The 26,860-nt window shown below is 72.1% G+C and carries 22 protein-coding genes and 1 tRNA gene; 9 read left to right on the top strand and 14 right to left on the bottom strand.

Annotated elements, in window-relative coordinates; genetic code table 11:
- The first annotated feature begins 208 nt into the window (after positions 1–208).
- Together pepN and EAE32_RS06690 are read left to right on the top strand one after the other, a co-directional pair.
- Positions 209–2,791: an aminopeptidase N gene (gene pepN, locus EAE32_RS06695; protein ID WP_121864552.1), complete on the top strand. Its 2,583-nt coding sequence runs from the start codon at positions 209–211 to the stop codon at positions 2,789–2,791.
- A 179-nt stretch (positions 2,792–2,970) separates the two neighbouring features.
- Positions 2,971–3,381 carry a globin gene (locus tag EAE32_RS06690; RefSeq protein WP_121864826.1) on the top strand — a complete coding sequence of 137 codons (411 nt, stop codon included), beginning with the start codon at positions 2,971–2,973 and terminating at the stop codon, positions 3,379–3,381.
- Positions 3,382–3,404: 23 nt separating this feature from the next.
- Here the strand turns inward: EAE32_RS06690 and EAE32_RS06685 are convergent, their stop codons facing one another.
- A complete protein-coding gene (locus EAE32_RS06685; protein WP_121864551.1) occupies positions 3,405–4,112 on the bottom strand; it encodes a DUF8185 domain-containing protein in 708 nt (235 codons plus the stop codon).
- On the bottom strand, positions 4,109–4,576 hold the full coding sequence (locus EAE32_RS06680) for an acyl-CoA thioesterase (protein WP_121864550.1): 468 nt from the start codon (positions 4,574–4,576) through the stop codon (positions 4,109–4,111). Before EAE32_RS06680 ends, EAE32_RS06685 begins: the two co-directional genes overlap by 4 nt.
- A gap of 43 nt (positions 4,577–4,619) precedes the next feature.
- Between EAE32_RS06680 and EAE32_RS06675 the strand changes: the two genes are divergently transcribed.
- Entirely contained in the window at positions 4,620–5,510 is an 891-nt protein-coding gene (locus EAE32_RS06675) for an acyl-CoA thioesterase (RefSeq protein ID WP_121864549.1), read from the top strand.
- A gap of 82 nt (positions 5,511–5,592) precedes the next feature.
- Here the strand turns inward: EAE32_RS06675 and EAE32_RS06670 are convergent, their stop codons facing one another.
- Together EAE32_RS06670 and EAE32_RS06665 are read right to left on the bottom strand one after the other, a co-directional pair.
- On the bottom strand, positions 5,593–6,846 hold the full coding sequence (locus EAE32_RS06670) for an MFS transporter (RefSeq protein ID WP_121864548.1): 1,254 nt from the start codon (positions 6,844–6,846) through the stop codon (positions 5,593–5,595).
- Positions 6,843–7,613, bottom strand: a complete 771-nt coding sequence (locus EAE32_RS06665; RefSeq protein WP_121864547.1) for a siderophore-interacting protein — start codon at positions 7,611–7,613, stop codon at positions 6,843–6,845. Before EAE32_RS06665 ends, EAE32_RS06670 begins: the two co-directional genes overlap by 4 nt.
- A 261-nt stretch (positions 7,614–7,874) precedes the next feature.
- Between EAE32_RS06665 and EAE32_RS06660 the strand changes: the two genes are divergently transcribed.
- The 4 genes from EAE32_RS06660 to EAE32_RS06645 are packed head-to-tail and all read left to right on the top strand — an operon-like array spanning position 7,875 to position 16,343.
- Positions 7,875–9,353 carry a pyridoxal phosphate-dependent decarboxylase family protein gene (locus EAE32_RS06660; protein WP_121864546.1) on the top strand — a complete coding sequence of 493 codons (1,479 nt, stop codon included), beginning with the start codon at positions 7,875–7,877 and terminating at the stop codon, positions 9,351–9,353.
- Positions 9,350–11,410, top strand: a complete 2,061-nt coding sequence (locus EAE32_RS06655; RefSeq protein WP_121864545.1) for a GNAT family N-acetyltransferase — start codon at positions 9,350–9,352, stop codon at positions 11,408–11,410. The genes EAE32_RS06660 and EAE32_RS06655 overlap by 4 nt, the downstream gene beginning before the upstream one ends.
- Positions 11,407–13,284: an IucA/IucC family protein gene (locus EAE32_RS06650; protein WP_243635609.1), complete on the top strand. Its 1,878-nt coding sequence runs from the start codon at positions 11,407–11,409 to the stop codon at positions 13,282–13,284. The genes EAE32_RS06655 and EAE32_RS06650 overlap by 4 nt, the downstream gene beginning before the upstream one ends.
- Positions 13,281–16,343: a GNAT family N-acetyltransferase gene (locus tag EAE32_RS06645; RefSeq protein ID WP_243635608.1), complete on the top strand. Its 3,063-nt coding sequence runs from the start codon at positions 13,281–13,283 to the stop codon at positions 16,341–16,343. The genes EAE32_RS06650 and EAE32_RS06645 overlap by 4 nt, the downstream gene beginning before the upstream one ends.
- Positions 16,344–16,431: 88 nt before the next feature.
- Here EAE32_RS06645 and ettA read toward each other — a convergent pair whose 3' ends face one another.
- The gene (gene ettA / locus EAE32_RS06640) at positions 16,432–18,114 is read right to left on the bottom strand and encodes an energy-dependent translational throttle protein EttA (protein WP_121844973.1); all 1,683 of its coding nucleotides are present in this window, start codon (positions 18,112–18,114) and stop codon (positions 16,432–16,434) included.
- A 123-nt stretch (positions 18,115–18,237) separates the two neighbouring features.
- Positions 18,238–19,005, bottom strand: coding sequence for a single-stranded DNA-binding protein (locus EAE32_RS06635; RefSeq protein WP_121864824.1), 768 nt, complete (start codon positions 19,003–19,005; stop codon positions 18,238–18,240).
- Between the two features lie 257 nt (positions 19,006–19,262).
- On the opposite strand from EAE32_RS06635, the gene EAE32_RS06630 reads away from it, so the two are divergent.
- Together EAE32_RS06630 and EAE32_RS06625 are read left to right on the top strand one after the other, a co-directional pair.
- A tRNA-Arg gene (locus tag EAE32_RS06630) sits at positions 19,263–19,338 on the top strand.
- Positions 19,339–19,421: 83 nt separating this feature from the next.
- Entirely contained in the window at positions 19,422–20,513 is a 1,092-nt protein-coding gene (locus tag EAE32_RS06625) for a tyrosine-type recombinase/integrase (protein WP_165860459.1), read from the top strand.
- 66 nt (positions 20,514–20,579) lie between these two features.
- On the opposite strand, the gene EAE32_RS06620 is transcribed toward EAE32_RS06625, so the two are convergent.
- From EAE32_RS06620 to EAE32_RS06590, 8 genes are all read right to left on the bottom strand, one after another.
- On the bottom strand, positions 20,580–20,966 hold the full coding sequence (locus tag EAE32_RS06620) for a hypothetical protein (protein WP_121864543.1): 387 nt from the start codon (positions 20,964–20,966) through the stop codon (positions 20,580–20,582).
- 2 nt (positions 20,967–20,968) lie between these two features.
- Positions 20,969–22,345, bottom strand: coding sequence for an N-acetylmuramoyl-L-alanine amidase (locus tag EAE32_RS06615; RefSeq protein WP_121864542.1), 1,377 nt, complete (start codon positions 22,343–22,345; stop codon positions 20,969–20,971).
- Between the two features lie 80 nt (positions 22,346–22,425).
- Positions 22,426–22,869 carry a hypothetical protein gene (locus tag EAE32_RS06610; protein WP_121864541.1) on the bottom strand — a complete coding sequence of 148 codons (444 nt, stop codon included), beginning with the start codon at positions 22,867–22,869 and terminating at the stop codon, positions 22,426–22,428.
- Complete coding sequence (locus EAE32_RS06605) at positions 22,862–23,362, bottom strand: hypothetical protein (RefSeq protein WP_121864540.1); 501 nt, start codon at positions 23,360–23,362, stop codon at positions 22,862–22,864. Before EAE32_RS06605 ends, EAE32_RS06610 begins: the two co-directional genes overlap by 8 nt.
- Complete coding sequence (locus tag EAE32_RS11800) at positions 23,359–23,526, bottom strand: hypothetical protein (RefSeq protein WP_165860457.1); 168 nt, start codon at positions 23,524–23,526, stop codon at positions 23,359–23,361. The genes EAE32_RS06605 and EAE32_RS11800 overlap by 4 nt, the downstream gene beginning before the upstream one ends.
- Positions 23,527–23,632: 106 nt before the next feature.
- The gene (locus tag EAE32_RS06600; protein WP_121864539.1) at positions 23,633–24,826 is read right to left on the bottom strand and encodes a hypothetical protein; all 1,194 of its coding nucleotides are present in this window, start codon (positions 24,824–24,826) and stop codon (positions 23,633–23,635) included.
- Positions 24,827–24,835: 9 nt separating this feature from the next.
- Complete coding sequence (locus EAE32_RS06595; protein ID WP_121864538.1) at positions 24,836–25,957, bottom strand: hypothetical protein; 1,122 nt, start codon at positions 25,955–25,957, stop codon at positions 24,836–24,838.
- A complete protein-coding gene (locus EAE32_RS06590) occupies positions 25,954–26,856 on the bottom strand; it encodes a hypothetical protein (protein ID WP_121864537.1) in 903 nt (300 codons plus the stop codon). The genes EAE32_RS06595 and EAE32_RS06590 overlap by 4 nt, the downstream gene beginning before the upstream one ends.
- Positions 26,857–26,860: the final 4 nt, after the last annotated feature.

Genomic DNA, 26,860 nt, shown 5'->3' with positions numbered 1-26,860 from the left:
AAGGGCGGTGCGTGCGGCGCGGGTGGTGCCGACCGGACCCGCCGGAGCGCGCGGACGTCCCCGGGGCGGTCCGCCGCGGCCCGGCGGGGCTGCGGGGCGGCGTGCGCCACGGTCTCCGCCGCGAACCGTGCACAGGGTGTGGCGACTGCCATAATGGCCAGATGCGCCGCGTGCGCATCGAATTGTCGTCGAGGAGAGGAACGCCGTCGTGCCCGGAACCAATCTGACCCGAGCGGAGGCCGCCGAGCGCGCGCGGAACATCTCGGTGGAGTCCTACCACGTGGCGCTGGACCTCACGGGCGACCCCGAGACGTTCCCCGTCCGCACCGAGGTGGTGTTCACCGCCGGGCCGGGGACGAGCACGTTCATCGACGCGATCACCGCGTCCGTGGACTCCGTGACCCTCAACGGCACGGCCCTGGACCCCGCCGAGGTCAGCGACGGCGAGCGCATCCAGCTCCCCGACCTCGCCGAGCGCAACGAGCTCGTGGTGGAGTCCCGCATGCACTACATGAACACGGGTGAGGGTCTCCACCGTTTCGTGGACCCCGTGGACGGGGAGGTGTACCTCTACTCCCAGTTCGAGGTGGCGGACACCCGGCGGATGTTCCCGGTGTTCGAGCAGCCGGACCTGAAGGCCACGTTCCGCTTCACCGTGACGGCGCCCGCCGAGTGGGCCGTGGTGTCCAACCAGCCGACCCCCGAGCCCGTGACGGTCTCCGAGGGCGTGGCGCGCTGGGACTTCTCCCCCACCCCGGTGATGTCCTGCTACGTCACCGCCCTGGTGGCCGGGCCGTACCAGAGCACGCACGACAGCCTGGTCTCCGCGGACGGGCGGACCATTGAGCTGGGCCTCTTCGCACGCCGCTCCCTGTTCGAGCACATGGACGCGCAGGAGATGTTCGAGATCACGAAGCAGGGCTTCGAGTTCTACGAGTCCCAGTTCGCCACGCCCTACCCGTTCGAGAAGTACGACCAGCTCTTCGTCCCGCAGTTCAACGCCGGTGCCATGGAGAACGCGGGCGCCGTGACGTTCGTGGAGTCCTACATCTTCCGCTCCAAGCCCGCCCAGGCGCTCGTCGAGCGCCGCGCCATCACCGTGCTGCACGAGCTCGCGCACATGTGGTTCGGGGACCTCGTGACCATGCGGTGGTGGAACGACCTGTGGCTCAACGAGTCCTTCGCGGAGTACATGTCCACGCTGGCGTGCGCGCAGAACACCCGGTACACCAATGCCTGGACCACGTTCGTGGCCGGTGAGAAGTCCTGGGGCTACGCGCAGGACCAGCTGCCCACCACGCACCCCATCAAGGCCGAGATCCCGGACCTCGAGGCCGTGCTCGTGAACTTCGACGGCATCACCTACGCCAAGGGCGCCTCCGTGCTCAAGCAGCTCGTCGCGTGGGTGGGCCAGAAGGAGTTCATGGCCGGACTCAGCCGGTACTTCGACAAGCACGCGTGGTCCAACACCGAGCTCCCGGACCTCATGGTGGAGCTGGAGACCGCGAGCGGCCGCGACCTCACGGACTGGTCCGAGCGCTGGCTCGAGACCGCGGGGGTGAACACGCTGGTCCCGCGCGTGGAGACGGACGACGACGGCGTCATCACGTCCTTCGCCGTCGAGCAGATCGGCCAGGAGGGCCACCCCACCCTGCGCCCGCACCGGGTGGCCGTGGGCTTCTACGACCACCACGAGGACACCGGGCGCCTCACCCGCACGTTCCGCGTGGAGCTGGACGTGGACGGCGAGCGCACCGAGGTCCCGCAGCTCGTGGGCCGGGAGCGCCCGGACCTCGTGCTGCTCAACGACGACGACCTCGCCTACGCCAAGATCCGCCTGGACGAGTGCTCCCTGGCGACCGCGATGACCCACATTGGGGACTTCGAGGAGTCCCTGCCCCGCTCGCTGGTGTGGGCCGCGGCGTGGGACGCGGTGCACGACGGTGTGAGCCCGGCGAGCGACTACGTGCGCCTGGTGCTCTCCAACGTGGGCCACGAGACGGACTCCACCGCCATCCAGGTCCAGCTGCGCCAGCTGGACGTGGCCCTGGACCGCTACCTCGCCCCGGAGCACGCGGACGAGGTGCGCGCGGCCGCCGCGGACACGCTCTGGGACCTCACGTCCTCCGCCGAGGCGGGCTCGGACCAGCAGTGGCAGTTCTTCCGCGCCTTCCTGCGCCGGGCCTGCACCGAGGCGCAGCTCGACCGCGTGGCGGGCTTCTTCCGCGGCGAGGGCGTTCCCGAGGGCGTGGAGCTGGACACGGACACCCGGTGGGCGGTGCTCACCGCCCTGGTGGCCGCGGGCCGCGCCGGTGCCGAGGACGTGGACGCCGCCCTGCGCGAGGACAACACCGAGACCGGGGCCATTGCCGCCGCCACCGCGCGGGCCGCGGTCCCCACGCCCGAGGCGAAGGCCCAGACGTGGCGGCTCGTGGTGGAGCAGGGCGCACTGCCCAACTCCCAGCAGCAGGCCGCGATCGCCGGGTTCTTGCGCGTGCACGACGACGCCCTGGTGGCCCCGTACGCCTCCCGCTACTTCGAGGAGGTCACCGGGGTGTGGCGCGGGCGCACGCACGAGCTCGCCCAGCAGATCGCGGTGGGGCTGTTCCCGCGCCACGCCGCGCAGGACACGGTGGACGCCGCGCAGCGCTTCCTGGACGGCCTCGACCCCGAGCTGAGCGGTCTGCGCCGCATCGTGCTGGAGCGCCAGGACGGCGCCCGACGCGCGGTCCGCGCCCAGCAGGTGGACGCCGCCGCGCTCGCCACGGACGGCGCGGAGACCGGCCGGTGAACGACGCCGCCACCCCCGGCTCCGCGGGCTCTCCCGGCCCCACTACGGGCCCGGGCGAGACCGCCTCGCCCGAGCGGCTCTCTTCCGAGGCCGCGGCCCCGAGCGGACGGCGCACGTTCACCCTCGGTGCCGTGGGCTCCCGCTCGGCCGGCGCGCCCGTGACCCAGCCGCCCCAGCAGGTGGGGGACGCGCGGGAGGCGGCCGAGGCGTCGTCGTCGGACTCGTTCTACGCGCAGGTGGGCGGGCACGAGACGTTCGTGACGCTCACCCGGGAGTTCTACGCGCGCGTGGCCGAGGACCCGGAGTTCAAGGCCCTGTACCCGGAGGAGGACCTCGGCCCGGCCGAGGAACGGCTGCGGATGTTCCTGGAACAGTACTGGGGCGGACCCACCACGTACTCGGAGCAGCGCGGGCACCCTCGGCTGCGGATGCGCCACGCCCCGTTCCCCGTGGACTCGTGGGCGCGCGAGACGTGGCTGCGGCACATGCGCGCGGCCATGGACGCGGTGGAGCTGTCCCCGCTGCACGACGGCATCATGTGGGACTACTTCGACCGCGCGGCCCACGCCATGGTGAACCGCCCGGGCTGACCCTGGCGGGCGCCGCGGTGGGCTCAGCGCTGCGGCTTGACCAGCACGTGGCCGGCGGCGGTGCTCAGCCGCACCCACTGCCCGCTCTGCTCGGCGGCCACCTGGACCTGCTGCACCGTGGGCGGGAGGAAGCCCAGGACGTCCAGCGCGAAGGCGGCGCCGTCCGGGATGGCGGGGCTCTCCGGCGGTCCCCACCCAGAGGCTGCGCCCCACACGCGGGAGCGCACCTTCTGCACCACGGCGGCGCCCGAGTCCACCGGGACGGCGTCCGAGACCGCCTGAACGCCCCGGCGCGCCACGTCCCGGACCCGCTCGGCGTCCACCGCGCCCACCCCGGACCAGCCGCCGCGGGGCGCGACGATGCCGGCCCAGGAGGCGGAGACCTGCTGGGGCGGGGCACTCAGCAACACGGCGTCGTCGTCAGGGGCGCCCTCCCCCGCCGTGCGCGCGAGCCGGTCCGTGATGGCCGACGCCGCCACGGTCACGTCCAGCGCGGCGGGTTCGGCGAGACCCACCGTGCGCAGTCCCAGGACCACGGGGGCGCTGTCCAGCAGACCCGCGGGGTGGACCACCGAGACCCACACCGCGAGCACGCGGCCCGCACCCTGCAGCCGCACCGCGGCCTGGGGGTCCACCGAGCGCGCGCGGCTGAGGTAGGTGGCCAGGTCCGCCGCGTCCCGCCGGTCCAGCAGCGCGAAGCCCTCGGGATGGGCGTCCCGGGGGGAGCTCATCGGGCGTGCGGGTACTTGACGTCGTCCTCCAGGGTGGCCAGCAGGGCCCGGTGGTCCTCCGAGAGCTTGACGCTCTTACCGGACTCGGGGTCCATGACCACGATCACGGATTCGCCCTGCGCGTACACGTGGGAGCCGTCCTCCTCCTGCAGGCTGTAGGAGATGGTGAACGACGAACCGCCCACCCGCGAGATCCACGTGCGCACGTAGACCAGGTCCATGCGGAAGAACAGCTGCTCCTTGTAGTCCACGCTCTGGTGCGCCACCACGGTGCGCAGCTCTCCCACGGACTCGCGGAACGTGGTGTCCTCCGGGATCCCGTGGTCCGGGTCCTTCGTGATGGGCGACGCGGTGAGCCGCACGCGGGCGTCCTCGAAGTAGCGCAGCATGGTCACGTTGTTGATGTGGCCGTACTGGTCCTGGTCGAAGAAGCGCATCTGCACGGGCACGTTGAGGGAAGTCATGCTCCCATCACACCACACTCACGCCCCGGTTTAGAGTGGGTCCATGACTCTGGACCCGACCCAAGACCCCGTGGGCTCCCTCATCACCATGCTCGACCTCGCGGACGGCGGCGGCGCCCGCACCACCGAGGACATCTTCGTGGGACGCACCATCACCACGCCGCGCGCCCGCGTCTACGGTGGACAGGTCCTGGCCCAGGCGGCGATGGCCGCGATGCGCACCGTGGACCCCGAGCGGGCCATCCACTCCCTGCACGCGTACTTCCTGCGCGGCGGGGACATCGAGCTGCCCATCACGTTCGGCGTGGAGCGTGTGCGGGACGGCCGGTCCTTCTCCGCGCGCCGGATCCACGCGTACCAGGAGGGCAAGACCATCCTGTCGATGATCGCCTCCTTCCAGGTGCCCGCGGAGGGGCTGGAGCACCAGGACGAGATGCCGCAGAACGTCCCGGACCCGGAGTCCCTGCCGTCCCTGCGCGAGACGTTCGGCGCCCTGGACATCCCCGAGGCCCGGGCGCAGGCCTTCGAGCGCCCCTTCGACATGCGCTACATCACCGAGCCCCTGTTCCTGCCGTGGCAGGGCTCCACGGACTCCTACAACGCGGTGTGGGTCAAGGCCCTGGCCCCCCTGCCGGACGACCCCGCCATCCACCGTGCGGCCCTGGCGTACGTGTCCGACTACACGATGATGGAACCCATCCTGCGCCGCCACGGCCGCTCGTGGGGCGAGCGCGGCATGAACGTGGCCTCCCTGGACCACGCCATGTGGTGGCACCGCTTCGCGCGCGCGGACGAGTGGATCCTGTACACGCAGACCTCCCCGAGCGCGTCCTCGGCCCGCGGGCTGTCGATCGGGAAGATGTTCACCCGGGACGGCACGATGATCGCCACCACCGCGCAGGAGGGCATGATGCGCCTCCCCGAGTTCCACTGAGCACCACCCCGGGCGCATGTGAGGCCCCCGGGGACGACGCAGGGCCGGAGGCACGTGCCTCCGGCCCTGCGTCGTGCGTCGCTCAGTGGCGCGCGAGCAGCGGGTGGGAGCGGCAGAGCAGCACCCCGAGCACCACGAGCGCGAGTCCGAGCACGAGCGAGACGCCGTAGCCGGTGATGCTGGCGAGCACCAGCCCCGCCGAGGCGCCGATGGTTCCGCCCAGCATGGAGATGGAGCTCAGCAGCGTGAAGTCGGCGCCCGCGTGGCCCGGGCGGGAGATGTCCAGGTTCACGGCGTAGATGCCCGTGTTCATCACGGTGTAGCCCGCGAGCACGCCGCACGCCCCCACCACACCGAGGCCCACCTGCGCGCCGTGCGGCACGGCCAGCGCGCTCCACACCACGGGGACGAAGCACAGCCCGCCGAGCAGCTGGATCGCGGCGCCGATCAGCAGGGTCACCCCGCGTCCGTACCGGCGGCACAGTCGCCCGCCCAGCAGTGCCGCACCGAGCGCGGGGACCGCGGCGACCACGGACGTCACCGTGCCGATGAATCCGAGGGACCACCCGGCGTCCACGAGCGCGGGGGTCACGAGCGACCACACCGCCGCCGAGCCCAGCGCCACGAGCGGCACGGCCACGAGCCCCCACACACGGGCCCCGGGGACGCTCAGCACACCGAACATGGCCGAGAGCCTCCCCACCTCGGGGTCCGGGACCACGCGCTCGGTCTCGCTGTGCCGCAGCACGGGGACCATGGCGAGCGCGGTGCACAGGGCCAGCACCACGACGGCGACGCGCCACCCCCAGGCCTCGTAGACCAGAAGGGCCAGTCCGCCGCCGATCACGGTGCCGATGTAGCTCGCGCCCACCTGGATCCCCGCGCCGAGGTCGTGCTGCTCACTCGTGAGTCCGCGCACCGACAGGGCGTCCGCGGCAATGTCCTGGGTGGCGGAGAAGACCACGAAGGCGGCGGCGAGCGCCACGACCGCCCCCAGGCCGTCCTGGGGATCCCCGACCACGGCCATGGCCAGCAGGGACACCACCATCAGTGGCTGGAGCACCAGCAGCCACGAGCGGAAGTGGCCGCGGGAGCGACCCGGGGACCAGCGGTCCAGCAGGGGCGCCCACAGGAACTTCAGCGGCCAGACCAGGGCCAGCAGCTGCAGCAGCCCGAGCGTGCCGAGGTCCGTGCCGCCGTCCCGCAGGATGCCCACCAGCCCGGTGGAGAGGAACGAGGCCCCGATGAACTGGGTGGTGTACAGCGCCCACAGCAGCCACCAGAAACCGTTGCTCGTGCGCACCGGGGCGGTCTCGGGTGCGGTCAGGGTGCTCATGTGCTCCTCCAGTACGCCGTGGCGTCGATGTTCGTGCGCGGCACGCCGTAGCGGGTCCGCAGGGTGGTGCTCAGCTTCCGGTTCTGCTGCGCCTCCACGGCGATCCAGAACCTGTCCCCGGCCCCGGGGCTCTCGGCGTCCCAGTGGCTCAGGACGGCGTCCGCGAGCTCGTCGCCCTCCCCGCGGCGCCGGATGCGGCGCACGCGGTGGTGCTCGGCGGCGGCCAGCGGGAGGGATTCGTCATCGGGGTTGCGGTACTCGAACCACACCTCCACGTCCCGGGAGGACAGCCGGGTGAGCATCGAGTTCACGGCCGGCAGGCTCGCGGGGTCCCCCACGATCACGGTGCGCCCCGCGAAGTCCGCGTCGAGCGCCGCGGACGGCGCCTCGGGGGTCCCGCGGCGGGGATGCTTCTTGGGCTGCCACGGCGGGGTGCTGCCCAGCAGCGAGGCACGGATGCTGTCCCCCGGCGCGCACGTGCGCGCCCAGTCGGACGCCGCGCCGTGGTGCAAGGCGAACTCCAGGTCGAACAGGCCCTCCTCGGGGCGCGGGTCGATCACCGTGAACGCGCGCTGGTGGTCCCTGCCCTCGTGCGTGAACCACAGCCGCAACCACAGTGTGGGGAACGGGGTGTGCCGGGCCAGGAAGCCCTCGTCCCGCACCGTGATGCGCGCGTAGGTGGGGCTCACGTCCCGCCGGGCCACCACGGTGAGCCTGGTCTCCGAGGCCCCCAGGGCGCGCACGGCCAGTCGTTCCCAGTGGGGCATGGTTCTCCTCGCTCGGTGGGTGCCCGCGGGCACCGTGATCTCGGTCTCGGTCAGGACGACGACGCCGTACCGGTCCCCCGCGCGCTGCCGCGCCTCTGGGGGTCTGCCGGTTCACGGGCCATCGCGCGGAACGGGTCCGCGTGCCGGACGCGACTGTCCAAAGCCTGATGCTTAGGTTAGCCTAACCTGCTGTTGAATAGGTGACGAATTCGTATCCTATTACGTCCCACGAGTGCACCCGACGGAAAGAAGCACCGTTCCATGAGTTCACCCCTGCTGCACCAGGACACCGTTGCGGATCTGATGCGGGACGTCACCGCGGCCACGGCCGCCGGCGCCGCACGGATCGCAGGCGCCCAGCAGCCCCACGAGCCCGCCGAGCACCGCGACATGGCGGGCGCCGTGGAGCGCATCGACCTGGACACCCCGCTCGGGAACTTCGACGCCACCGTGGACGAGCTGGACCGCACGTGGCTGCGCCACGCCGTGTGGTTCCACCACCCGCGCACGCTCGCGCACCTGAACTGCCCCGTGGCCGTCCCGGCGGTGGCCGCGGAGGCGCTGGCGGCCACGGTGAACGTGTCCATGGACACGTGGGACCAGTCCAAGGCGGCCACCGCGATCGAGCGCTCGCTGCTGTCCTGGACAGCGGGGCGCATCGGCTTCCCCGCCGCCGCGGACGGCATGTTCACCCCGGGCGGGACCACCTCCAACCTGCAGGCCCTGATGCTGGCCAGGGACGAGGCCCTCGAGGCGAGCGGGCAGCAGCCGGGGGCAGCGCCGCGACCGGTGCGGGCGGCGTCGTTGCGCATCCTGGCCAGCGCCGAGAGCCACTTCTCGGTGGTCACGGCGGCGCGGATCCTGGGTCTCGACGACGACTGCGTGATCCCCGTGCCGGTGGACGAGACTGGCGCGCTGTCCGTGGCCGCGGCGCGCCGGACGGTCGTGGACCTGCGGGAGCAGTCGCTCACGCCCATGGCGGTGGTGGCCACGGCGGGCACCACGGACCGGGGGATGGTCGATCCGCTGCCCGAGCTCGCGCGGCTGTGCGGCGAGCACGGGATCTGGCTGCACGTGGACGCCGCGTACGGGGGCGGGCTGCTCGTCTCCCCCACGCACCGCGACCGGCTGGCCGGGATCGAGCACGCGGACTCGGTGACCGTGGACTACCACAAGACGTGGTTCCAGCCCGTGAGCTGCTCGGCCGTGGTGGTGCGCAACGGGCGCACCCTGCGCCACTGCGCCCACCACGCGGCCTACCTCAACCCCGCGGACACCCCCGAGCCCAATCAGGTGGACCGCTCGCTGCAGACCACGCGCCGCTTCGACGCCCTCAAGCTGTGGGTCACGCTGCGCACCGTGGGACCGGACGCGATCGGCGGGATGCTCGACACCGTGATCGACCTCGCGGCGCGGGTCGCGGACGTACTGCGCGCGGACCCCCGCTTCGAGCTCGTGTGCGAGCCGACCCTGAGCACGGTGCTGTTCCGCTGGCTGCCGCCCGCCGGCGGCCCCGCGCCCGGGGATCCCGACCCGTGGGTGCGCGCGATCCGCCGCGCGGTCTGGGACACGGGCCGCGCCACGATCGCCGAGACCGAGGTGGCCGGGCGCCCGTGCCTCAAGCTCACGCTGCTGAACCCCGAGACCACCCTGCAGGACATGCAGGGCGTCCTGGAGCTGGTCCACGAGACCGCTCTGCCCCTGACCGAGCACCAGAACACCGGAAAGGCCTGCGCATGACACCCCACGAGACCCCGTCGCCCACCGCGTGCCCCGCGGACCGGGGCACCCCCGAGCTGCCGCTGGACCTGCTGTGCGTGGGGGTGGGACCGTTCGGGCTCGGACTCGCGTGCCTCACGGACCCCCTGCGGGACGTGCGCGCCGCGTTCCTGGACGCCGCGGACGGCTTCGACTGGCACCCCGGGCTGCTGTTCGAGGACGCCACGCTGCAGGTCCCGTTCCTCGCGGACCTCGTGACCATGGCCGATCCTACCTCCCGGTTCTCCTTCCTGCAGTGGCTCAAGGAGACGGACGAGCTGTACCCCTTCTACGTGCGGGAGTCCTTCTACCCCCTGCGCCGGGACTACAACGCGTACTGCCGCTGGGCCGCCGAGCGGGCACGCGGGATCCACTGGGGCCACCGGGTCACGGAGGTCACCCGGCCCGCGGGCGAGGGCCCGTGGTGCGTCACCGCGGCGGCCCACGGCGAGTCGCGCTCGTGGTGGACCCGTCACCTCGTGGTGGGCACCGGAACCGTGCCCGCCGTGCCGCCGCAGCTGGAGGCGGTCTCCGGGGACACCGTCCACGCCGGGGACTACCTGGGGCACCGGGAGGATCTCCTGCGCCGACGGCACGTCACGGTGGTGGGCTCCGGACAGTCCGCCGCGGAGGTGTTCCTGGACCTCGTCAGCGCCCCGGACGCGCCCGCCGTGGACTGGATCACGCGCTCCCCGCGCTTCTACCCCATGGAGTACTCCAAGCTCAGCCTGGAGCTGACCTCCCCCGACTACCTGGACCACTTCCGGGCCCTGCCCGAGGCGGACCGGGAACGGCTCAACGCCTCCCAGCCCCAGCTGCACCGCGGCATCTCGGACGACACGATCGACGCGATCCACGAGGCCCTCTACGTGCGCCGCCACGCGGACGCGGCCCCCGTGCGGCTCGTGGCCGCGACCGAGCTCACGGACGCCTGGCACGAGGGCGGGCGCACCGTCCTGCGCTGGCGCAGCACCGAGAACCACCGCGTGCGCGAGACCGTCACGGACACCGTGGTGGCCGCCACCGGCTACCGCCCCGCGGATCTGGACTGGCTCGCAACGGTCACCGACCAGCTCTCGACCGACGCCGCGGGCCGGCTGAGCCCGGACCGGCACCACCGCGCGAGCCCGGACGGCACCGTGCACGTGCTCAACCACGGCGAGCACACCCACGCGCTGACGGCCCCGGACCTGGGCATGGGACCGCTGCGCAACGCGCACGTGCTGGCCCACGTCACCGGCCGGGCCCCGTACGCCACCGAGGAGCACACCACGTTCCAGAGCTTCGGCCGGATCCCCCAGGGCGACACCGTTCCCCGCCTCGCGGCCGAGCGTTGGGGGGACGGTGCGGTGGAGGTCCGTTCCCAGGACCGCACGTTCTCGCTGCGCCCCGTGGATCCCGAGCGCGATCTCGCCCTGCTCCACGGGTGGCTCAGTGCGCCCCGCGCCCACGCCTGGGAACTGGTGGACGCCACCCCCGAGCAGGTGCTCGCGGAGTACCGCCGGATGGCCGCCGCCCCCGGGGAGGACGCCTGGATCGTGAGCGAGCACGGCACCCCGCTGGCCCTGCTGGAGACCTACGACCCCGCCCGCAGCCCCCTGGCCGCCGTGTGGCCCGTGCGCGACGGCGACGCCGGTCTGCACCTCTTCGTGGCCCCCGCCGACCGCCCCGTTCCCGGCACCACGCGCGCCGTGATGGCCGCGGCCCTGCGGTTCCTGTGGTCGGACCCCGGCGTGCAACGGGTGCTCGTGGAGCCGGACGTGCGCAACGAACGGATCCGGGCGATCAACCGCTGGGCCGGGTTCCGGGAGGTCGGCGAGGCCCGCCTGCCGGGCAAGACCGCGTGCGTGAGCGTGGTCGAGCGCCCCGCCGCGCAGGACGACGCCGCGCCCGTCCACGGTGCCGCGCGCGCCCGCGGTGCCACCTCCGACCGCAGCACCGACCCCGCCGCCCCCGTGAGCGACCGCGCCGGGCGGCAGGCGCCCGAGCACGCGGCGTCCCCGTGCACCACGAGCACCCGTGCGGAGGCCGACCGGTGAGCCCCCGGACGATCACCGCCCACGCCCACGCCGGGGCCGAGGCGCCGCGTCAGCACCCTGCGAGCAACGAACACGCGGGCGGTGACCGTGCGTCGTCGTCCGCTGTGCGGCCCACCCCCGCACCCGCGCTGGACCGCCAGACCGCGCGGGCCCTGGAACGGGACGTGCTGGCCAAGATGTTCTCCGAGTTCAGCCACGAGCGCATGCTGCGCCCCGAGCGCTCGGGCGCGGGCTGGACCGTGGCGGACGGCACGGGAGCACCGTGCTGGTACTTCGAGGCCACGCGCCACCCGCTGGAGCACTGGGAGGTGGACCCGGCGTCGGTGCGGCGCATCGCCCCCGGGTCCGCGGACCGCGAGCCGGACGCCCAGCAGGCCGTGCTGGACCTGCGGGACGTGCTGGGGCTCAGTGACGAGATGCTGCCCCTGTACCTGGAGGACCTCTCGGCGACCATGTTCTCCATGGCCCAGCGCCGCGCCGCTCCCGCCCCCACCGCGGCGGAGCTCGCGCACGCGGACCTCGCGGACGTGGAGCGCTTCCTGGACCGCGGCCACCCCGGGTTCGTCGCGAGTTCCGGGCGTGTGGGCATGGGCGCCGCCGAGCAGCGGGCCTGGGCGCCGGAGGCCGCGGAGCCGACGCCGCTCACGTGGCTCGCGGCGCGCCGGAGCCTGTGCGCGGTGTCCCTGGGCGGGCACCTCACGGACGCCGAACACCTGGAGCGCCACCTCACGCAGACGGAGTTCGAACGCTTCCGTGCCGCCGTGCGCGCGGTCGGTGAGAACCCGGACGAGTACACGGTGGTCCCGGTGCACCCGTGGCAGTGGGAGCACCGCATCCTGCCGGGGATGCTCCCGGACGTGCTGCGCCGGGACCTCGTGCTGGTGGGTCAGGGCGAGCACGCGTGGCGGGCGCAGCAGTCCCTGCGCACGTTCCTGGACGTCACCGACCCGCGGCGGGACTACGCCAAGACCGCCATCGGGGTGCACAGCATGGGCTTCCTGCGGGGGCTCTCCCCCGCGTACATGGCCACGATGCCCGCGATCAGCGACTGGCTGCACGAGATCGTGACCGCGGACGAGCTGCTGAGCAGCAGCGGCATCCGCGTGCTGCGGGAGCACGCCGCGGTGGGCTACACCGGGGACGCGCACCACCGCAGCGGGCTCCGCTCGGACCACACCAAGCAGCTCGCGGCCCTGTGGCGGGAGTCCCCCGTGGCCCTGCTGGCACCGGACGAGCACGCCGCGAGCCTCGCCGGGGTGCTGCACACGGACCGGGAGGGCCGTCCCCTGGCCGGAGCGTGGATCGAACGCTCCGGTGTCCCCGCCGCCGAGTGGGTGGCCGCCCTGCTGGACGTGTACCTGGTGCCGGTGGCGCACCTGCTGCTGTCCCAGGACATCGCCCTGATGCCCCACAGCGAGAACGTCATCCTGCGGCTGCGGGACGGACTGCCCGTGGGGGCGTTCTGGAAGGACCTGGGCGAGGAGGTCGCGGTGCTCAGCGAGCGCCCCCTGCCGGAGGGCATCGAGCGGATCCGCGCGGTGACCGAGCCCGAGGAGCGGGAGCTGTCCATCCACACGGACGTCCTGGACGGCGTGCTGCGCCACCTCGCGGTGCTGCTGCACACCACGGGCGTGCTGGACGAGACCCAGTTCTGGGCGCTCGCCGCCCGCGCGCTGGACTCCCACCGTGCCCGGTTCCCGCAGCACTGGCGGGAGCTGGACCTGTTCCGGGAGAGCTTCGCCCACTCGTGCCTGAACCGGCTGCAGCTGCGCAACCCCCAGCAGATGGTGGACCTCACGGACCAGTCCGCGTCCCTCACCTACGCGGGGCGGCTGGAGAACCCGCTGGCCACGTTCCGGGACGGCGCACGGTGAGCGCGGGAGCCGGCTGGCAGCTGTTCCGCGACCCCCACGGGGTGCCCCACGTGCAGGCCGAGGACCTCACCGCGCTCGCCCACGGCCACGGGTACGTCACCGGGGTGGACCGCGCCTGGTACGCGGAGGTCCTGCGACGCCGGGCCGAGGCGCGCTCCGCGGAGCTCGTGGGCCCGGACGCCCTCGACGCCGATCAGCTGAGTCTCGCGGTGGACGTGGTGGGCACCGCGCGGCGCTGGTGGGAGGCGTCGTCGCCCGAGGACCGCGCGTTCTTCGCGGCCTACGCCCGCGGGATGAGCGAGGCGCTGGCCGAGGTGTGGGTTGAGACCCCCCAAGCCCGCGCGGCCGGGGTGGCGGACACTCCCGTCCGGCCGTGGGACCCGTGGACCCCGGTCGCCGTGCACCTGGACGCCCACCTGCTCACGGGCAGCCTGCCCGAGCAGCTGTGGCGACGCCGCGTGCGCGCCACCCTGGGCGAAGCGTGGGTTCCCGTGCTGGACGCCGAGTCCCCGGCGGCCGCCGGGTCCAACGCGTGGCTCGTGCCCGGTCACCTCTCCGCCAGCGGCGCGCCCCTGCTCGCGGCGGACCCGCACCGGATCGTGGAGGAGTCCGGACCGTACCAGCCGGTCTGCCTGTCCGCGCCGGGCCTGCGGGTGCGGGGGCTTGCGCTCGTCGGTCTGCCGGGGGTGCCCCACTTCGGGCGCACCGAATCCGCGGCGTGGGCCATCACCGCTGCCATGACGGTCACCGAGACGGTCACGGACGTGGCCCTGGAGCACCGGGCCGGTGCGTGGCGCGTGGCGGACACGGGCGAGCCCCTCGAACGGCACCGCACGGTGCTGCGGGCGCGGGACGGCGTGGAGCGACCGTGCTCCGTGTGGCGCTGCGCGGCGGGCTTCGTGCTCCCCGGCACCGGGGCGGAGCAGAACGCCCTCGACGACGCCGCGGCCGGCGACCGCGCGACCGTCACCGTGGTGACCCCCGCCCCCGTGCCGGACACCGCGCGGGCGCTCGCGGCATGCCGGGAGACCCTGCTGGCGCGCACCGCGGACGACGTGGTGGACGCCTTCACCGGCTGGGCGGTGCCGTGCAACGACCTGCTCGCGGCGGACGACGAGGGAGCGTGCTGCCACGCCGTGGTCGGGGCGTTCCTCGGGGAGCACGAGCCGCGCCGCGAGCTGCGGGAGGTCACGGTGCGCGCCAACCAGCGGCCTTCCTCCCCCGGCGGATCGGCGGTCCGGCTGGCGTGCGCATCCCCGCACCGGGCGCAGCGCGCCACCGCACTGCTCCGGCACGCGGTGGACCGGCACGGCACCGTGATCCTGGAGGACCTGGCCGCCGCGCAGCTGGACACCGCCGCCCCGCACTGGCCCGGACTGCTGAGGTTCCTGTTTGCAGAGCCCGCTCCGGGATCGGCGTCGGCCGCCCCGGAGACCGGAGGGGGTGCCGCGCACCCGGCAGGTGGGCCCGCTCCGACAACGGCTTCCGGCCCAGCACCGGCTGCGGACCCAATACTGGATGCGGGCCCGGGCGCGGCCTCGAGTTCCGGGGTGGCGTCCACTCCGGCACGGCGCCCGGGCGCAGGAACCACGTCCGATGACGGGCGACCACCCCGGCTGTCCCATGCGGCGTCGTGGGTGCGTGCCCGGCTGCTCTCGTGGGACGGGAGCATGGCCGCGGAGTCCACCGGGGCCTCGTGGTTCGCCGTGTGGCGCGATGCGTTCGTGCGCGAGCTCGTGGCCGGCACGGAACTGCGTGCCCTGACCGGGCCCACCGGCAGGCCCGCGGTGTGGGACCCGTTCCTGTACGGCCCGGGGCGTGTGGGGCTCGCGGTGGAGAACGTCCTCCGCCGCGGCCCCGCGCTCGGTGTGGACGTCACGACCTGCGCACTGGTCGCCCTGGAGCGGGTGGCCGAGGAGCACCTCGCGGCGGGTGGTCAGGTGCTGCCCGCGTGGGGAACGCTGCACGCCTTCACCCCGTGGCGCGGCGAGCCCGCCGCCACGGCCGTGGACCCGGTGCCCGTGGGCGGGGACACCGACTGCTTGCTCGCCACCGGAACCGTGCCCGGTACGGGGCCCGCGTGCCTGCGGGTGCCCGCGGCGCGGGTGCTGTGGGACCTCGCGGACCCGGCGGCGTCGTGGTGGATCACCCCCGATCCGGTGGATCGGAGGGCCAGCGCTTCCGTGGGGGACGGCCGCGAGTCCCCCGGCGTTGCGGACGTCGGCGCGCAGACCCCCGAAGCACCGGCCGCCAGCGCGCCGGCCCCCATCCTGCCGGGCCGCGCGGACGGGCACCCGCGTTCCGGTGCCCCGGACGTCGGGTCGTCGTTCGCCGGGCACCCGCTGTCCGGGACCCCGGAAGCCGGGTCGACCTCCGCCGAGACCCCTGCCCGGGGCGGGAGCCCGCTCGCGCGGTGGGCCCGCGGCGAGTTGGACCACGCTCTGCCGTGGGTCCCGGCGGGTGCGGTGGGGCCCACGGGTGCCGTGCTGGACCTGGGTCCCCTGGAGCCCACGGGTGACGGAGAGACCGAGGCCCCGCGTGCCGCGCTGCGCCCTGTGAACCCAGCGCGCGACGCCGCACTGCTGCACGAGTGGGTCAGCGCGCCGCGCGCACGGTTCTGGGGGATGAACGGGCTGAGCGTCCGGGAGGTGCAGGAGATCTACACGTACCTGGAGGCCTCACCCACCCACCACGCGTGGCTCATCGAGCTGGACGGCGAGCCCGTGGGCCTGTTCCAGAGCTACGAGCCGCACGCCGATCCCGTGGGCGCGCTCTACCGGGTGGAGCCCGGGGACCTCGGGATCCACGTGCTGCTGGCTCCCGTGCGGCGTCGGCGGCCCGGGCTCACGGCGGCCCTCGGTCGGGCGGCGTTGGGGCAGATTGCCCGCCACGGGAGCACGCGACGGATCGTCGCCGAGCCGGACGTGTCCAACGAGCGGGCCCTCTCCCGTGCCGTCGCCATGGGCTTCGAGCTGGGGCCCGCCGTCGAGCTGCCGGGCAAGACCGGGCGGCTCGCGTTCCTGCGCGTGCCCGCCACCCCGCCGGAGGGCCGCGGCTGAGCAGGGGGTGCCCCGGGACGACGACGCCCCCGGTCGCCGACGTGCTGTCGGTGGCCGGGGGCGTCGGGGTACTCGGACGGATCCGAGGTCAGTCGCGCGTGAGGCGGCGGTGGGTCAGACGGCGGGGGCGGGCGGCCTCCGCGCCGAGGCGCTCCACCTTGTTCTCCTCGTAGGCGTCGAAGTTGCCCTCGAACCAGTACCAGGTGTCCGGGTTCTCCTCGGTGCCCTCCCACGCAAGGATGTGGGTGGCCACGCGGTCCAGGAACCAGCGGTCGTGGGAGACCACCACGGCGCAGCCCGGGAAGTCCAGCAGCGCGTTCTCCAGGGAGCCGAGGGTCTCGACGTCGAGGTCGTTGGTGGGCTCGTCCAGCAGGAGCAGGTTGCCGCCCTGCTTGAGGGTCAGCGCCAGATTCAGGCGGTTGCGCTCACCACCGGAGAGCACTCCCGCCTTCTTCTGCTGGTCCGGACCCTTGAAGCCGAACGCGGAGACGTACGCGCGGGACGGCATCTCCACCTTGCCCACGTTGATGTAGTCGAGCCCGTCCGAGACGACCTCCCACAGGGTCTTCTCCGGGTCCAGGTTGGAGCGGTTCTGGTCCACGTAGGAGATCTCCACGGAGTCGCCCACCTTGAGCTCGCCGCCGTCCAGCTCCTCGAGACCCACGATGGTCTTGAACAGCGTGGACTTGCCCACGCCGTTGGGACCGATCACGCCCACGATGCCGTTGCGGGGCAGGGAGAACGAGAGACCGTTGATGAGCGAGCGGTCCCCGAAGCCCTTCTGCAGGTTGCTGGCCTCGATCACCTGGTTGCCCAGGCGGGGTCCCGGCGGGATCTGGATCTCCTCGAAGTCCAGCTTCCGGGTCTTCTCGGCCTCCGCAGCCATCTCCTCGTAGCGGGCCAGACGGGACTTGGACTTGGTCTGGCGGCCCTTCGCGTTGGAGCGCACCCACTCCAGCTCGTCCTTCAGACGCTTGGCCTGCTTGGCGTCCTTCTTGCCCTGGACCTCCATGCGCTTAGCCTTGGTGTCGAGGTACGTGGAGTAGTTGCCCTCGTAGGGGTACAGGCGCCCACGGTCCACCTCGCAGATCCACTCCGCGACGTGGTCCAGGAAGTACCGGTCGTGGGTCACGGCCAGCACGGCACCGGGGTAGCTCGCCAGGTGCTGCTCGAGCCACAGCACGGACTCGGCGTCCAGGTGGTTGGTGGGCTCGTCCAGCAGCAGCAGGTCCGGCTTCTCCAGCAGCAGCTTGCACAGGGCCACACGGCGGCGCTCACCACCGGAGAGCACCTTCACGTCCGCGTCCGGCGGCGGGCAGCGCAGAGCGTCCATGGCCTGTTCCAGCTGGGAGTCGAGATCCCACGCGTTCGCGGCGTCGATCTCCTCCTGCAGCTTGCCCATCTCCTCCATGAGGGCGTCGAAGTCCGCGTCCGGCTCGGCCATTTCCGCGGAGATCTCGTTGAAGCGGTCGAGCTTGGCCTTGATCTCGCCCACGCCCTCCTCCACGTTGCCGAGAACGGTCTTGTCCTCGTTCAGCGGGGGCTCCTGCAGCAGGATGCCCACGGAGTAGCCGGGGCTCAGCCGCGCCTCGCCGTTGGAGGGCTGGTCCAGCCCTGCCATGATCTTCAGGATGGTCGACTTGCCCGCGCCGTTCGGGCCCACGACGCCGATCTTGGCGCCCGGGAAGAACGACATGGTGACGTCGTCCAGGATGACTTTGTCGCCCACTTTCTTGCGGGCCTTGTTCATGGTGTAGATAAATTCCGCCATGCCCTCCAGGCTACCGCGCCGCCGCCCCGCTCCGAGCCACCCTCCGGGCACGTCCGGGCCGGAACGGGGGCGTGCTTCCGGGTGCCACGCGCCCCCGCCCGGAGCGGGCGCCACGGTGCACGCTCAGTGGGACGCCACCGCCGGTGCCCGGTCTTTGGCCGCCTCCTGGTCCGCGTCCCCGCCATCCGCGTCCGTACCGGCCGCGTCCTCACACGAACGCCCGGGATCCCCGTTCGCGGTCCCGCGCTCGCGTGTGCCCCCGGTCGGATCGCGGAACGTGTCGTCGTCCCGGGCCACAGCCAGGACCGCCCCGGACTCCAGGTCCACGAATCCCTCTTCCGCGAGGCCCAGTGCCTGTGCGTCCCGGTAGCGGTCCTCCCCCGGTTCGGTGCCGGCGCGGCCCTGCCCCTCCCCGGGACCGGTGCCGCCGCCGTCCCGGGTGGCGCCGGTCCCCCGCGCCTCCGGGTTCGACCCGCCGCCGGTCCGGGTGCCCTCGTGGCTACCTCCGTCCTGCGCGTCCTGGCGCTGGGCCCGCCCACTGGAGCGGGAGAAGTTGGCGGTGCCGAAGCTCAGATCGTGACCCACCGCGGCCGCGTCCACCTGCACCACGGTGCGGGGCCCGTTCTCCGACTGCCACTCGTTGATGCCCAGCTTGCCGGTGACCACCACGGGGTGCCCGCAGCGCACGCTGGCCATGACGTGCATGGCCAGGGATCGGAAGCAGCGGACCGTGTACCAGTTCGTGCTGGTGTCGTGCCACGTGTTCGTGGCGGCGTCGAAGCGCCGGGACGTGGTGGCCAGACGGAACCGGGCCACCATGGTGCCGTCCTCGAAGAGGTGGGATTCCGGGTCCTTGCCCACGAATCCGCGAAGGGTGATGTGCTCGCTCATGGAGTGCTCCTCGTTCGTGCTCGCCCGGTTCCGGTCTGCGGCCCCGAGGCCGTTCACAGCGGGCGAGAAATGTGCCCCGGTACGGGGTGCTCCCACTGTGCTGCGCCCCGCGCCCGGGTGCCCGACGGCGGACGGAACTGGGGAGAACGGCCGACCGGGCGCCGTCGTGCTCGGAGCTGGGGAGGGCGCTCCGCACGGGCGCGCGCATCGGACGGCGCTGCGGCGTTGCTAAAGTAGGGTCTCGTTGCCCGCAGCACGCCCCAGTAGCTCAGTGGATAGAGCAGGAGCCTTCTAATCTCTTGGTCGGGGGTTCGACTCCCTCCTGGGGCACCATAAACCGCCTAGTCAGAGCGGGGTGGAATCGGTCTCGTTGACACGAGGCCGATTTTCGTTGACACGGCCCTATGCTCGGGACCATGGCGAGCATCCGAGAGCGCGTGCGCAAGGACGGCACGACCGTGTGGGCGGTGCTCTGGCGTGATGCCGACTCCGGCAAGCAGACTTCGCGATCGATGGCCACTCAGCAGGATGCTCTCGAGCTGCGGGACTTCCTCAACGCCAACGGGCAGTCGTTCGCGCTGGCGGCGCAGTCAGCGTCCCGTCTCCGCTCCACGGCGGACACGGTCGCCACCGTGGTGGGCGCGCACATCGAGGGGTTGACCGCGGTCACCGATGGAACCCGCCACCGCTACCGCAGGCTCGCCCAGCGGCACATCACCGCGGCCTCCATCGGCCCCATCCCCGTGGACACGCTCACACGGCAGGACGTGGCCTCCTGGCTCAACGGTCTTCCCCTGGCCGTGAAATCGAAGAGGAACGTCCACAGCCTGCTCTCGGCTGCGCTCTCTCAGGCCGTCCAGGACGGCATCATCCCCACGAACGTCGCGCACGGCGCCCGCTTCCCCCGCTCCACCACACGGCGCGAGCCCGTCTTCCTCACTCGCGAGGAGGTCGCCCTCATCGCCGAGGCTGTGCCCGCGCGCTACTCCCCCCTCGTGCACTTCCTCGCCGGCACCGGGCTGAGATGGTCCGAAGCCACCGCGCTGCGGGTCCGCGACGTTGACACCAGCCGCGAGCGCGGGAGCGTGTCGGTGACGCGGGCCTGGAAGGAGGCCGGGCGGGGTTGGGTCGTGGGGGCGCCCAAGACGGCGCGGGGCCGACGTACCGTGTCGATGCCCGCGGCTGTGACCGCGCTGGTGCGGGGAGTGGCTGGCGAGCGCAAGCGGGATGATCTGCTGTTCACGGCACCGCAAGGCGGCCCGGTGTGGAACCACGAGTTCCACAAGGCCGTGTGGCAGCCGATGCTGCGGGATCTGGAAGACCAGCTGCGGGCAGCGCCGCGGATCCACGACCTGCGCCACACGCACGCCTCGTGGTTGATCGCGGCAGGGGTGCCTCTGACCGTGATCCAGCGGCGGCTCGGGCACGAGTCCATCAAGACGACGTCGGACACGTACGGGCACCTCGCGGACGACGCGGACCAGGCTGCAGCCGCGGCACTGGACTGAACGCACGGCCCCGGGCATGACGAAAGCGCCCCCACCATCACGGTGGGGGCGCTTCGCTGCCTGGGGTCAGGCCCGGGTGTCGCAGTGCAGTGCGTCGAGTTCGGCCTGCAGGTCCCCGGCGGTGTCCGGGGCGTCCGCCACGGTGGACTCGGTGCTGGTCTCGTCCACGACCGGTGGGAGCACGGTCGGCGCGGCGGGCAGCACCGCGGCGGTGGCGTCCACGCCGATAGTCCGCAGCTCGTCGTGCTTCAGGTACGCGGTGATGCCCTGCGCGACCGCGGTCAGCGCCATGGACATGGGAACCGCGAACGCGCCCAGGCCGGTGAGCATGTCCGGGGTGACCGCCGCCAGGAACGACCCGGCGAAGGTGAGCGCGAGGCCCACGAGTACGGGCCAGAACACCTTGGGGCTGATGGTGCCGGGGGCGGTGAGGGTGGTGGAGTTCGCGGCCATGATCAGGCCTCCTTCATGGTAGTGGTGGAGCCTGCCGTGGTGGGCTGGGCGTCGGTGAGCAGTTGGTAGGCGTCCTTGTTGCCGTTGAGCTTGGACGTGTACGTCCACACGGCCAGGGCGATGGACGAGGGCCGCACGGCCTGGGCGATCGCCCGGACGGTGTCCCAGTTGGCCTTGTCGTACTTCAGGACGTAGGCGAGGCTGATCTTCCGGCCCTGCGAGTCCTTGAACTGGCGGTCCAGGACGGCGCGGCCCAGGACGGCCTGGCCTTCGGGGCTAGACGCCCACGCGGTGAGCGCCTTGTTGATGTCGGCCTGCTTGGCCATAGTGATCCACTCCAGAAAGTCGAATGCGGTGTTCGTTGCGGTGCCCGTGCCGGTGGTGGCCGAGCCTTGCCACGAGGTGGCGGTGATGGGCGCGTACGGGCGGGTGATGTACGGCTCGGGGTCAATTGCCCCATATGCCCCGTTGCCCCAGTTCGGGTAGGCGGGCCAGAGGTTCACGTGGGAGTGCGGGCCGGTGGCGATGCCGGTGGCCCCGGAGCGCTGCAGAACCTGCCCGGCGCGCACCCTGTCCCCGACCTGGTAGAACGACTGGGACGCGTGGCACAGAGCCCAGTGGGAGCCCGCCGAGTTGCGGAAGATCGTGATGATCCCGCCGCCGCCCTTCGTGTCCCCCACCGCCGGCTTGATCAGGTACCAGCGCGACGCCCAGTCGTTGGGCCCGCCGGGCAGGTCCCACGCCCACCCGTCGAAGACCACGGTCCCGTCCTCCGGTGCCACCAGGGGCGTGCCCACGGGCACCCCGTAGTCCAGGGCACCGTGCATTCCCGCCGAGTTGTACGCGGTGGAGTTCTCCCGGTACCGCTGGGTGATGGGGTACATGCCCGGGGCTGGGCGCATCGCCCCATCCGGGGATGGGGGCGCCTTGACCGGGGGCTTGAAGCCACGGGCCTCGCGATCCAAGCGTGCCAGGTCCCAGCGGCCCGGACACGAGGTGCCGAAGAACGCCTTGTGCGGGCGCAACGGCAGGTCCCCGTACTGGGCGCGCAGCCACCGCACGAGCTCCGCGACGGTGGCGTAGTCCGCGGCGGTGGCCTCGGGGCGGCACTCGATGCCGATGCTCGTGGTGTTCGCGTCCCAGTCCCCGGCGTGCCACGCGGTGTCGGCTGGGGAGACGATGCAGTGCACCCGCCCGCCCGAGACCACGAAGTGCGCCGAGGTCTGCGCGCCCTTGGCAGGGTTGCAGAACCAGTCCACGACGTCGTCGTGCTTCTGCCCATCGACCCCCCAGTGATGGATCACGAACTTGTCCACCCGGCGGCCCTGCCGGCCCGGGGTGTAGTTCACCGCGGTGCGGGACTCATCGATGTTCACCACGGGCCCCTCCTTTCCGCCCGTCCTCGGGCATGAAGAAACCCCGCGGCGTATGCCTGCGGGGTTGATGTGCGTGTGGTGGCCTACTGCTCGTGGGTGGCCGTGGAGCCCCGACGCGGGGGGATACGGAAGTGCGGCAGCGCCGGCGGGTCCGGGCGGCGGCGCAGCTCCTCCCACCGCTCCTGAATGTCGCGCCACCCGCCGACGAGCACCTCGACGGCCTGGCGCAGCAGACCGAGCTCCTGCCGGTCGGCCTCACGGTCGGCCTGCAGGCCCTGGACCTTGGACTCCAGGGACAGCCGCGCCCGGTACTCCCGATCCGCGTTCTCCCGGGTCTCGCGCAGCTCGTTCTGCACGTCGTGGAGCAACTCCAGGGTCATTTGCTGGGAGGTGTGCGCGGCGACGGTCTCGGCGTCGGCCTTCTTGATCGGCGCTTCCTTCTTCGGGATCAGCGCGGCCAGGAACGTCCACAGGCCACCGCCGGCCAGGAGCGCGACCACGATCGCCACGATGCTTTCCTCACTCATGACGGGTGATCACCTCCTGCTCGCTGGTCGCTGCCGCCCGAATCTCTCGAAGCTTCGCCCGGGTCCGCCGGGCCATCAGATGCAGAGCGATCACCCGGGTGGCGGCCATGGCCACGAACATCACCCCCTGCCCCCAGGAGAACTGGGAGTGCGGGAAGTTCTGCACGACCACGAACGCGTAGGAGGCCCACCCGGCCGCGATCAGGATCCAGCCGGCCTGCTCCACATTCCACGCCCGCGAGCGGTTCTGCCAGTCGTTGAGCAGCCCCACCACCGCGGCCCCGCCACCGCCGGCCAGCGTGGCCGCGAGCAGCGCCGCCGTCCAGCCCGGCAGCCGGCCCAGCGACGGGGATGGGGTGTACGCCGGGAAGAACGGCGAGAGCCCCAGCAGCGCGCCGGCGATCACCGACCAGGCCGCCACCCAGATGATCGGGTGCGTCAGAGCCCGCTCCCACCACGTGGGCGGGTCATGGGACGGGATGAACGCGCTCACTCCGACGCCCCCTCGCTGGTGGCCTGCGCGGCGAGCGCCGCGGAGGCGTTCTCGGCGCGGACCTGCCACTCCAGGGCCGCGAGCTCCGCTTGGGCTTTCTGGGTGGAGAGGGTGGCGATGATCCGCTGGTAGTCGGCGGGGGTGAGGTCAGGCGCTTGTGCCATGGGTGGGTCCTTCCTTGTCGGGGAGGTACTCCCCGTCGATGTACAGGCCGACTTCTTCGACTTGCACGGTTCCTGCGGGTGTGGTCCATTCGCCCATTGCCGCTCCTTAGAAGTAGTTCGAGTAGAGGCCCTCGTTGACGTTGAACACGACTCCTCGTACCTTCAGCGAGCCGGTGTCCCCCGCGGACTTGTTGACGATGCGGACCTTGATTGTGCTGTAGGTCAGCTGCATGATCATCGCGATGCACTCGCGTCCGGACGCGGTCTCGACGGAAAGGTAGGGCATGAGAACCGTGTACTGGCTCGTGAACGCGAACCGGTAGGTGTAGACCACGTCCACGTACCCACCGGCCGGAAGGCCGCGGTCGTTGTCCATGCGGAAGAACTTCACGGTGTCGGACTCCTGCGCCCACCTGCCGGTGAACGCGAACTCCCCGCGGAACGGGAACATGAGCATCCCGGGGTTGCCCTTGCCTTGTGCCATGACGTTGTGGGAGATGATCTTCGAGACCGTGTCCTGTCCCGCATCGGCCTGATGCCAGATCGCGAGGTGGTCGATCGTGTTGTTCGACCCAAAGAAGTCCGCGGCGGCGATGGACCCGGTGGAGCGCAGACGCACGCGCTGCCGGTCCGGTGCGGTGGAGAGCTCGCCCACGAGGTAGTTGTTGCGGCCGTTGATCTGTACGGACTGCTGCCCGTCCTCGTCCCATGCCCGGATGCCCGCGTTGTCGATCTTCACGCCCCGGGTCGAGGCCGTGGTGGTCTGCAGCAGACCCGAGGTCATGATTCGGGTGGCGACCGTGCCCGCGTTGATGACCTCCGCGACCGTGGTGCCCAGCAGGGTGGAGTCCTGAGCGGTGAGGCCCTCCGTGAAGATGCCCCGGCGGGCGGTGACGTCCAGGGCCTTCACGACGGTCGCGGCCATCTCCCCGGTGACGTTCAGCGCGGGCAGGTCCACGGTGCCGTTGATGATGATGTGCCCGTCGATCTTCTCGATCTCCCCGGCCGCGACCCGCCCGATCCGGTCCTGCGCGTCCGCGAGGGTCTGCTCGGTCTGCGCGAGCGTGGCCCGGGTCTGGTCGATCAGCGCCGTGCCGTCCTGGATGCGCTGCTCCACGCTGTTCGCGGTCTCCCAGTCCCAGAAGATCTCCGCACCATCGCCCGGGGGCACCAGCTGCAGGCCCTCCCCCGGCTCCACCGTCTTGATACCGTGCGGGACGGTGGCGCCAGACTGGACGTCGTTGCGCAGCTGGCGCAGCGTGTCCGCGAGCGCGGGCTTGAGGTTCTGCCGTTGTGGCATGTGGGCCTCCTATATCAGATCGGTCGGGGCGTACCACTGGCCCTGCTGCAGTTCGACCTTCACCATGTCGGTGAGGTCCCCGCTGGCCTTGATGATGTCCATCTGGTGCTCGCCGCCGGGGATGGACCACCAGTCGTCGGTGAGGACCACGGTCACCGTGTCGCCGACGTGCCAGGTGCCCCACGGGGTGGCCTCGTGGGCGGCGTACACCGTGACGGAGAGCTGGTCCACCATCCGCCGGGAGTCCGCGAGCTCACCCAGGCACTTCTGGCGGATCGGTTCGGGCTTGGCCTGGTCCTGGTCGGAGATCACGGTCTCCAGCGGCGGCCAGCCCTCCTTGATCAGGGCGAGGGACTCGGCCTGGGTGCGGGTGACCTTCGCGCCCTCGCCGGCGCCGGTGCCGAACACGCGGGTGACGATCTTCGAGCCGTCCGAGGTGACGGAGGGGTTCGTGACGTGGGTGCCCGCGGCGGTGGTGTCCCACACCATCGTGGTGTCCTGGGCTATGGTCGGGTCCCACGAGGTGCCGTGCACGAACCGCCACCGGACCCGGGTCATCTCGTCGTCGGCCCACTCGGGGCGGAACATCATGTCCGGGCCGTGGATCACGTTGGTGAGCTCCGTGAGCCGTTTCTCGCAGTTGTTGTTCGCCAGGTTCCACGCCTCGTAGGTGCGCTCGTTCAGGGTGGACTTCGACTCGTACGGGGAGCCGTGGACGATCGGCAGGCCCCCGGCGGGGCGGTCCATCCCGGCCTTGACGACCTCCCACGCGATCGTGCCCAGCGACAGGCCGCGCAGCGTGTAGTCCTTCTCGAGGTGCCGGCGGGTGAACACCTCGCGCATGCCCCGCCAGTCGAGGGTCAGGCTGTCCTGGTCCTCCGAGGGCCACGAGATGATCGGACCCCCGCACACCGGGATGACCCGCCCGTCCGGGGTGATGTAGGAGAACAGCACCGACGCCCACCAGGGGGACAACCGGCGCCGGTCGATGTCCGCGACGTCGTCCTTGGAGATCCGCACGGAGCCGGAGTCGGCCTTGTTCAGCTCGATCGCCCAGGACCCGGCCTCCGGGGACAGCGTCCGGCCGACCTGTCCGGTGACGGTCTCCACGAGGTTCACCTGCCAGCTCACACCGAGACCCCCGCGTCGTAGACCGTCAGCGCGTCGCCCGGGAAGCGGTCCTTGCCACCCCAGCGCACCACCCAGAACGTGTTGGTGGCCATGTCCCCGTCGTCGGCCCACTCCGAGACCACGTGCGCGGTGTGGGCCCCGCGGGTGACCTTGTGCAGCGACTCGACCTGCACGGTGGTCCACCGCCGGTCGATACCGACCTCGAAGGTTTTCACGAGCTCGTCGTCCACGTACAGCCCGTAGCGCAGGGAACCCGCGGTGCCGGCGACCGTGCCGATGCTCGAGACCCCGGAGGCGTTCGTGCGCCCGGCGGTGATCGAGAGCTTGATGTTCACCTCGCGGTCGGTGTCCACGGTGAACCGCTGGGCGCACTTCTTGTACTTCGTGCCCTTCTTCCGCACGTCCCCGCCCTGGTCCACGGCCACCGACAGGCTGCCGAGCGTGGACTGGGAGTGCATCGCGTACTGCCGGTCCCACACCCGGGTACAGGACGAGGTCTTCGTGGTCCCGGCCGGGACGAGGATCTTGTCCAGCACCACCCGCCCAGCGGGCACAGCCCCCGTGGTCATCACCACCGACGCGGCCTTGGACGTGGCCGTGTCGGCCTGCTCCACGTAGAAGGAGACGGTCACGTCCCCGGTGGCCGGGGGCGGGTCGAGGGTGATCGTCTGCCGGTACACCGGCACCAAGATCGAGCCGCGGTTGTTCCACTTCATGACCACGGCGCCGTCGTACACGTCGACCTTCAGGTCTGAGCGCAGCCCAATGTACGCGCCGGTGAGGATCCCGGCGTTCTGGTACTGCGCGTCGATGATCAGCTGCATGTCCTGCGGCGTCGTGGCGTCGATGATCGTGCCGTTCTCGTCGCGCAGGTCGGGGATGCCCCAAGCGGTTGTCATGGGT

The organism is Kocuria tytonicola (genome assembly GCF_003687175.1).
GTDB lineage: Bacteria > Actinomycetota > Actinomycetes > Actinomycetales > Micrococcaceae > Kocuria > Kocuria tytonicola.
This window is presented reverse-complemented; position numbering and strand designations above follow the sequence as displayed.

What these genes read in the sequence shown, in the direction of transcription:
- ettA (WP_121844973.1), bottom strand. Translation starts at nt 18,114, where the DNA reads ATGGCGGAATTTATCTACACCATGAACAAGGCCCGCAAGAAAGTGGGC.
- EAE32_RS06590 (WP_121864537.1), bottom strand. Translation starts at nt 26,856, where the DNA reads ATGACAACCGCTTGGGGCATCCCCGACCTGCGCGACGAGAACGGCACG.
- EAE32_RS06625 (WP_165860459.1), top strand. Translation starts at nt 19,422, where the DNA reads ATGGCGAGCATCCGAGAGCGCGTGCGCAAGGACGGCACGACCGTGTGG.
- EAE32_RS06610 (WP_121864541.1), bottom strand. Translation starts at nt 22,869, where the DNA reads ATGAGTGAGGAAAGCATCGTGGCGATCGTGGTCGCGCTCCTGGCCGGC.
- EAE32_RS11800 (WP_165860457.1), bottom strand. Translation starts at nt 23,526, where the DNA reads ATGGCACAAGCGCCTGACCTCACCCCCGCCGACTACCAGCGGATCATC.
- EAE32_RS06665 (WP_121864547.1), bottom strand. Translation starts at nt 7,613, where the DNA reads ATGCCCCACTGGGAACGACTGGCCGTGCGCGCCCTGGGGGCCTCGGAG.
- EAE32_RS06670 (WP_121864548.1), bottom strand. Translation starts at nt 6,846, where the DNA reads ATGAGCACCCTGACCGCACCCGAGACCGCCCCGGTGCGCACGAGCAAC.
- EAE32_RS06620 (WP_121864543.1), bottom strand. Translation starts at nt 20,966, where the DNA reads ATGGCCGCGAACTCCACCACCCTCACCGCCCCCGGCACCATCAGCCCC.
- EAE32_RS06660 (WP_121864546.1), top strand. Translation starts at nt 7,875, where the DNA reads ATGAGTTCACCCCTGCTGCACCAGGACACCGTTGCGGATCTGATGCGG.
- EAE32_RS06675 (WP_121864549.1), top strand. Translation starts at nt 4,620, where the DNA reads ATGACTCTGGACCCGACCCAAGACCCCGTGGGCTCCCTCATCACCATG.
- EAE32_RS06685 (WP_121864551.1), bottom strand. Translation starts at nt 4,112, where the DNA reads ATGAGCTCCCCCCGGGACGCCCATCCCGAGGGCTTCGCGCTGCTGGAC.
- EAE32_RS06680 (WP_121864550.1), bottom strand. Translation starts at nt 4,576, where the DNA reads ATGACTTCCCTCAACGTGCCCGTGCAGATGCGCTTCTTCGACCAGGAC.
- EAE32_RS06600 (WP_121864539.1), bottom strand. Translation starts at nt 24,826, where the DNA reads ATGCCACAACGGCAGAACCTCAAGCCCGCGCTCGCGGACACGCTGCGC.
- EAE32_RS06655 (WP_121864545.1), top strand. Translation starts at nt 9,350, where the DNA reads ATGACACCCCACGAGACCCCGTCGCCCACCGCGTGCCCCGCGGACCGG.
- EAE32_RS06635 (WP_121864824.1), bottom strand. Translation starts at nt 19,005, where the DNA reads ATGAGCGAGCACATCACCCTTCGCGGATTCGTGGGCAAGGACCCGGAA.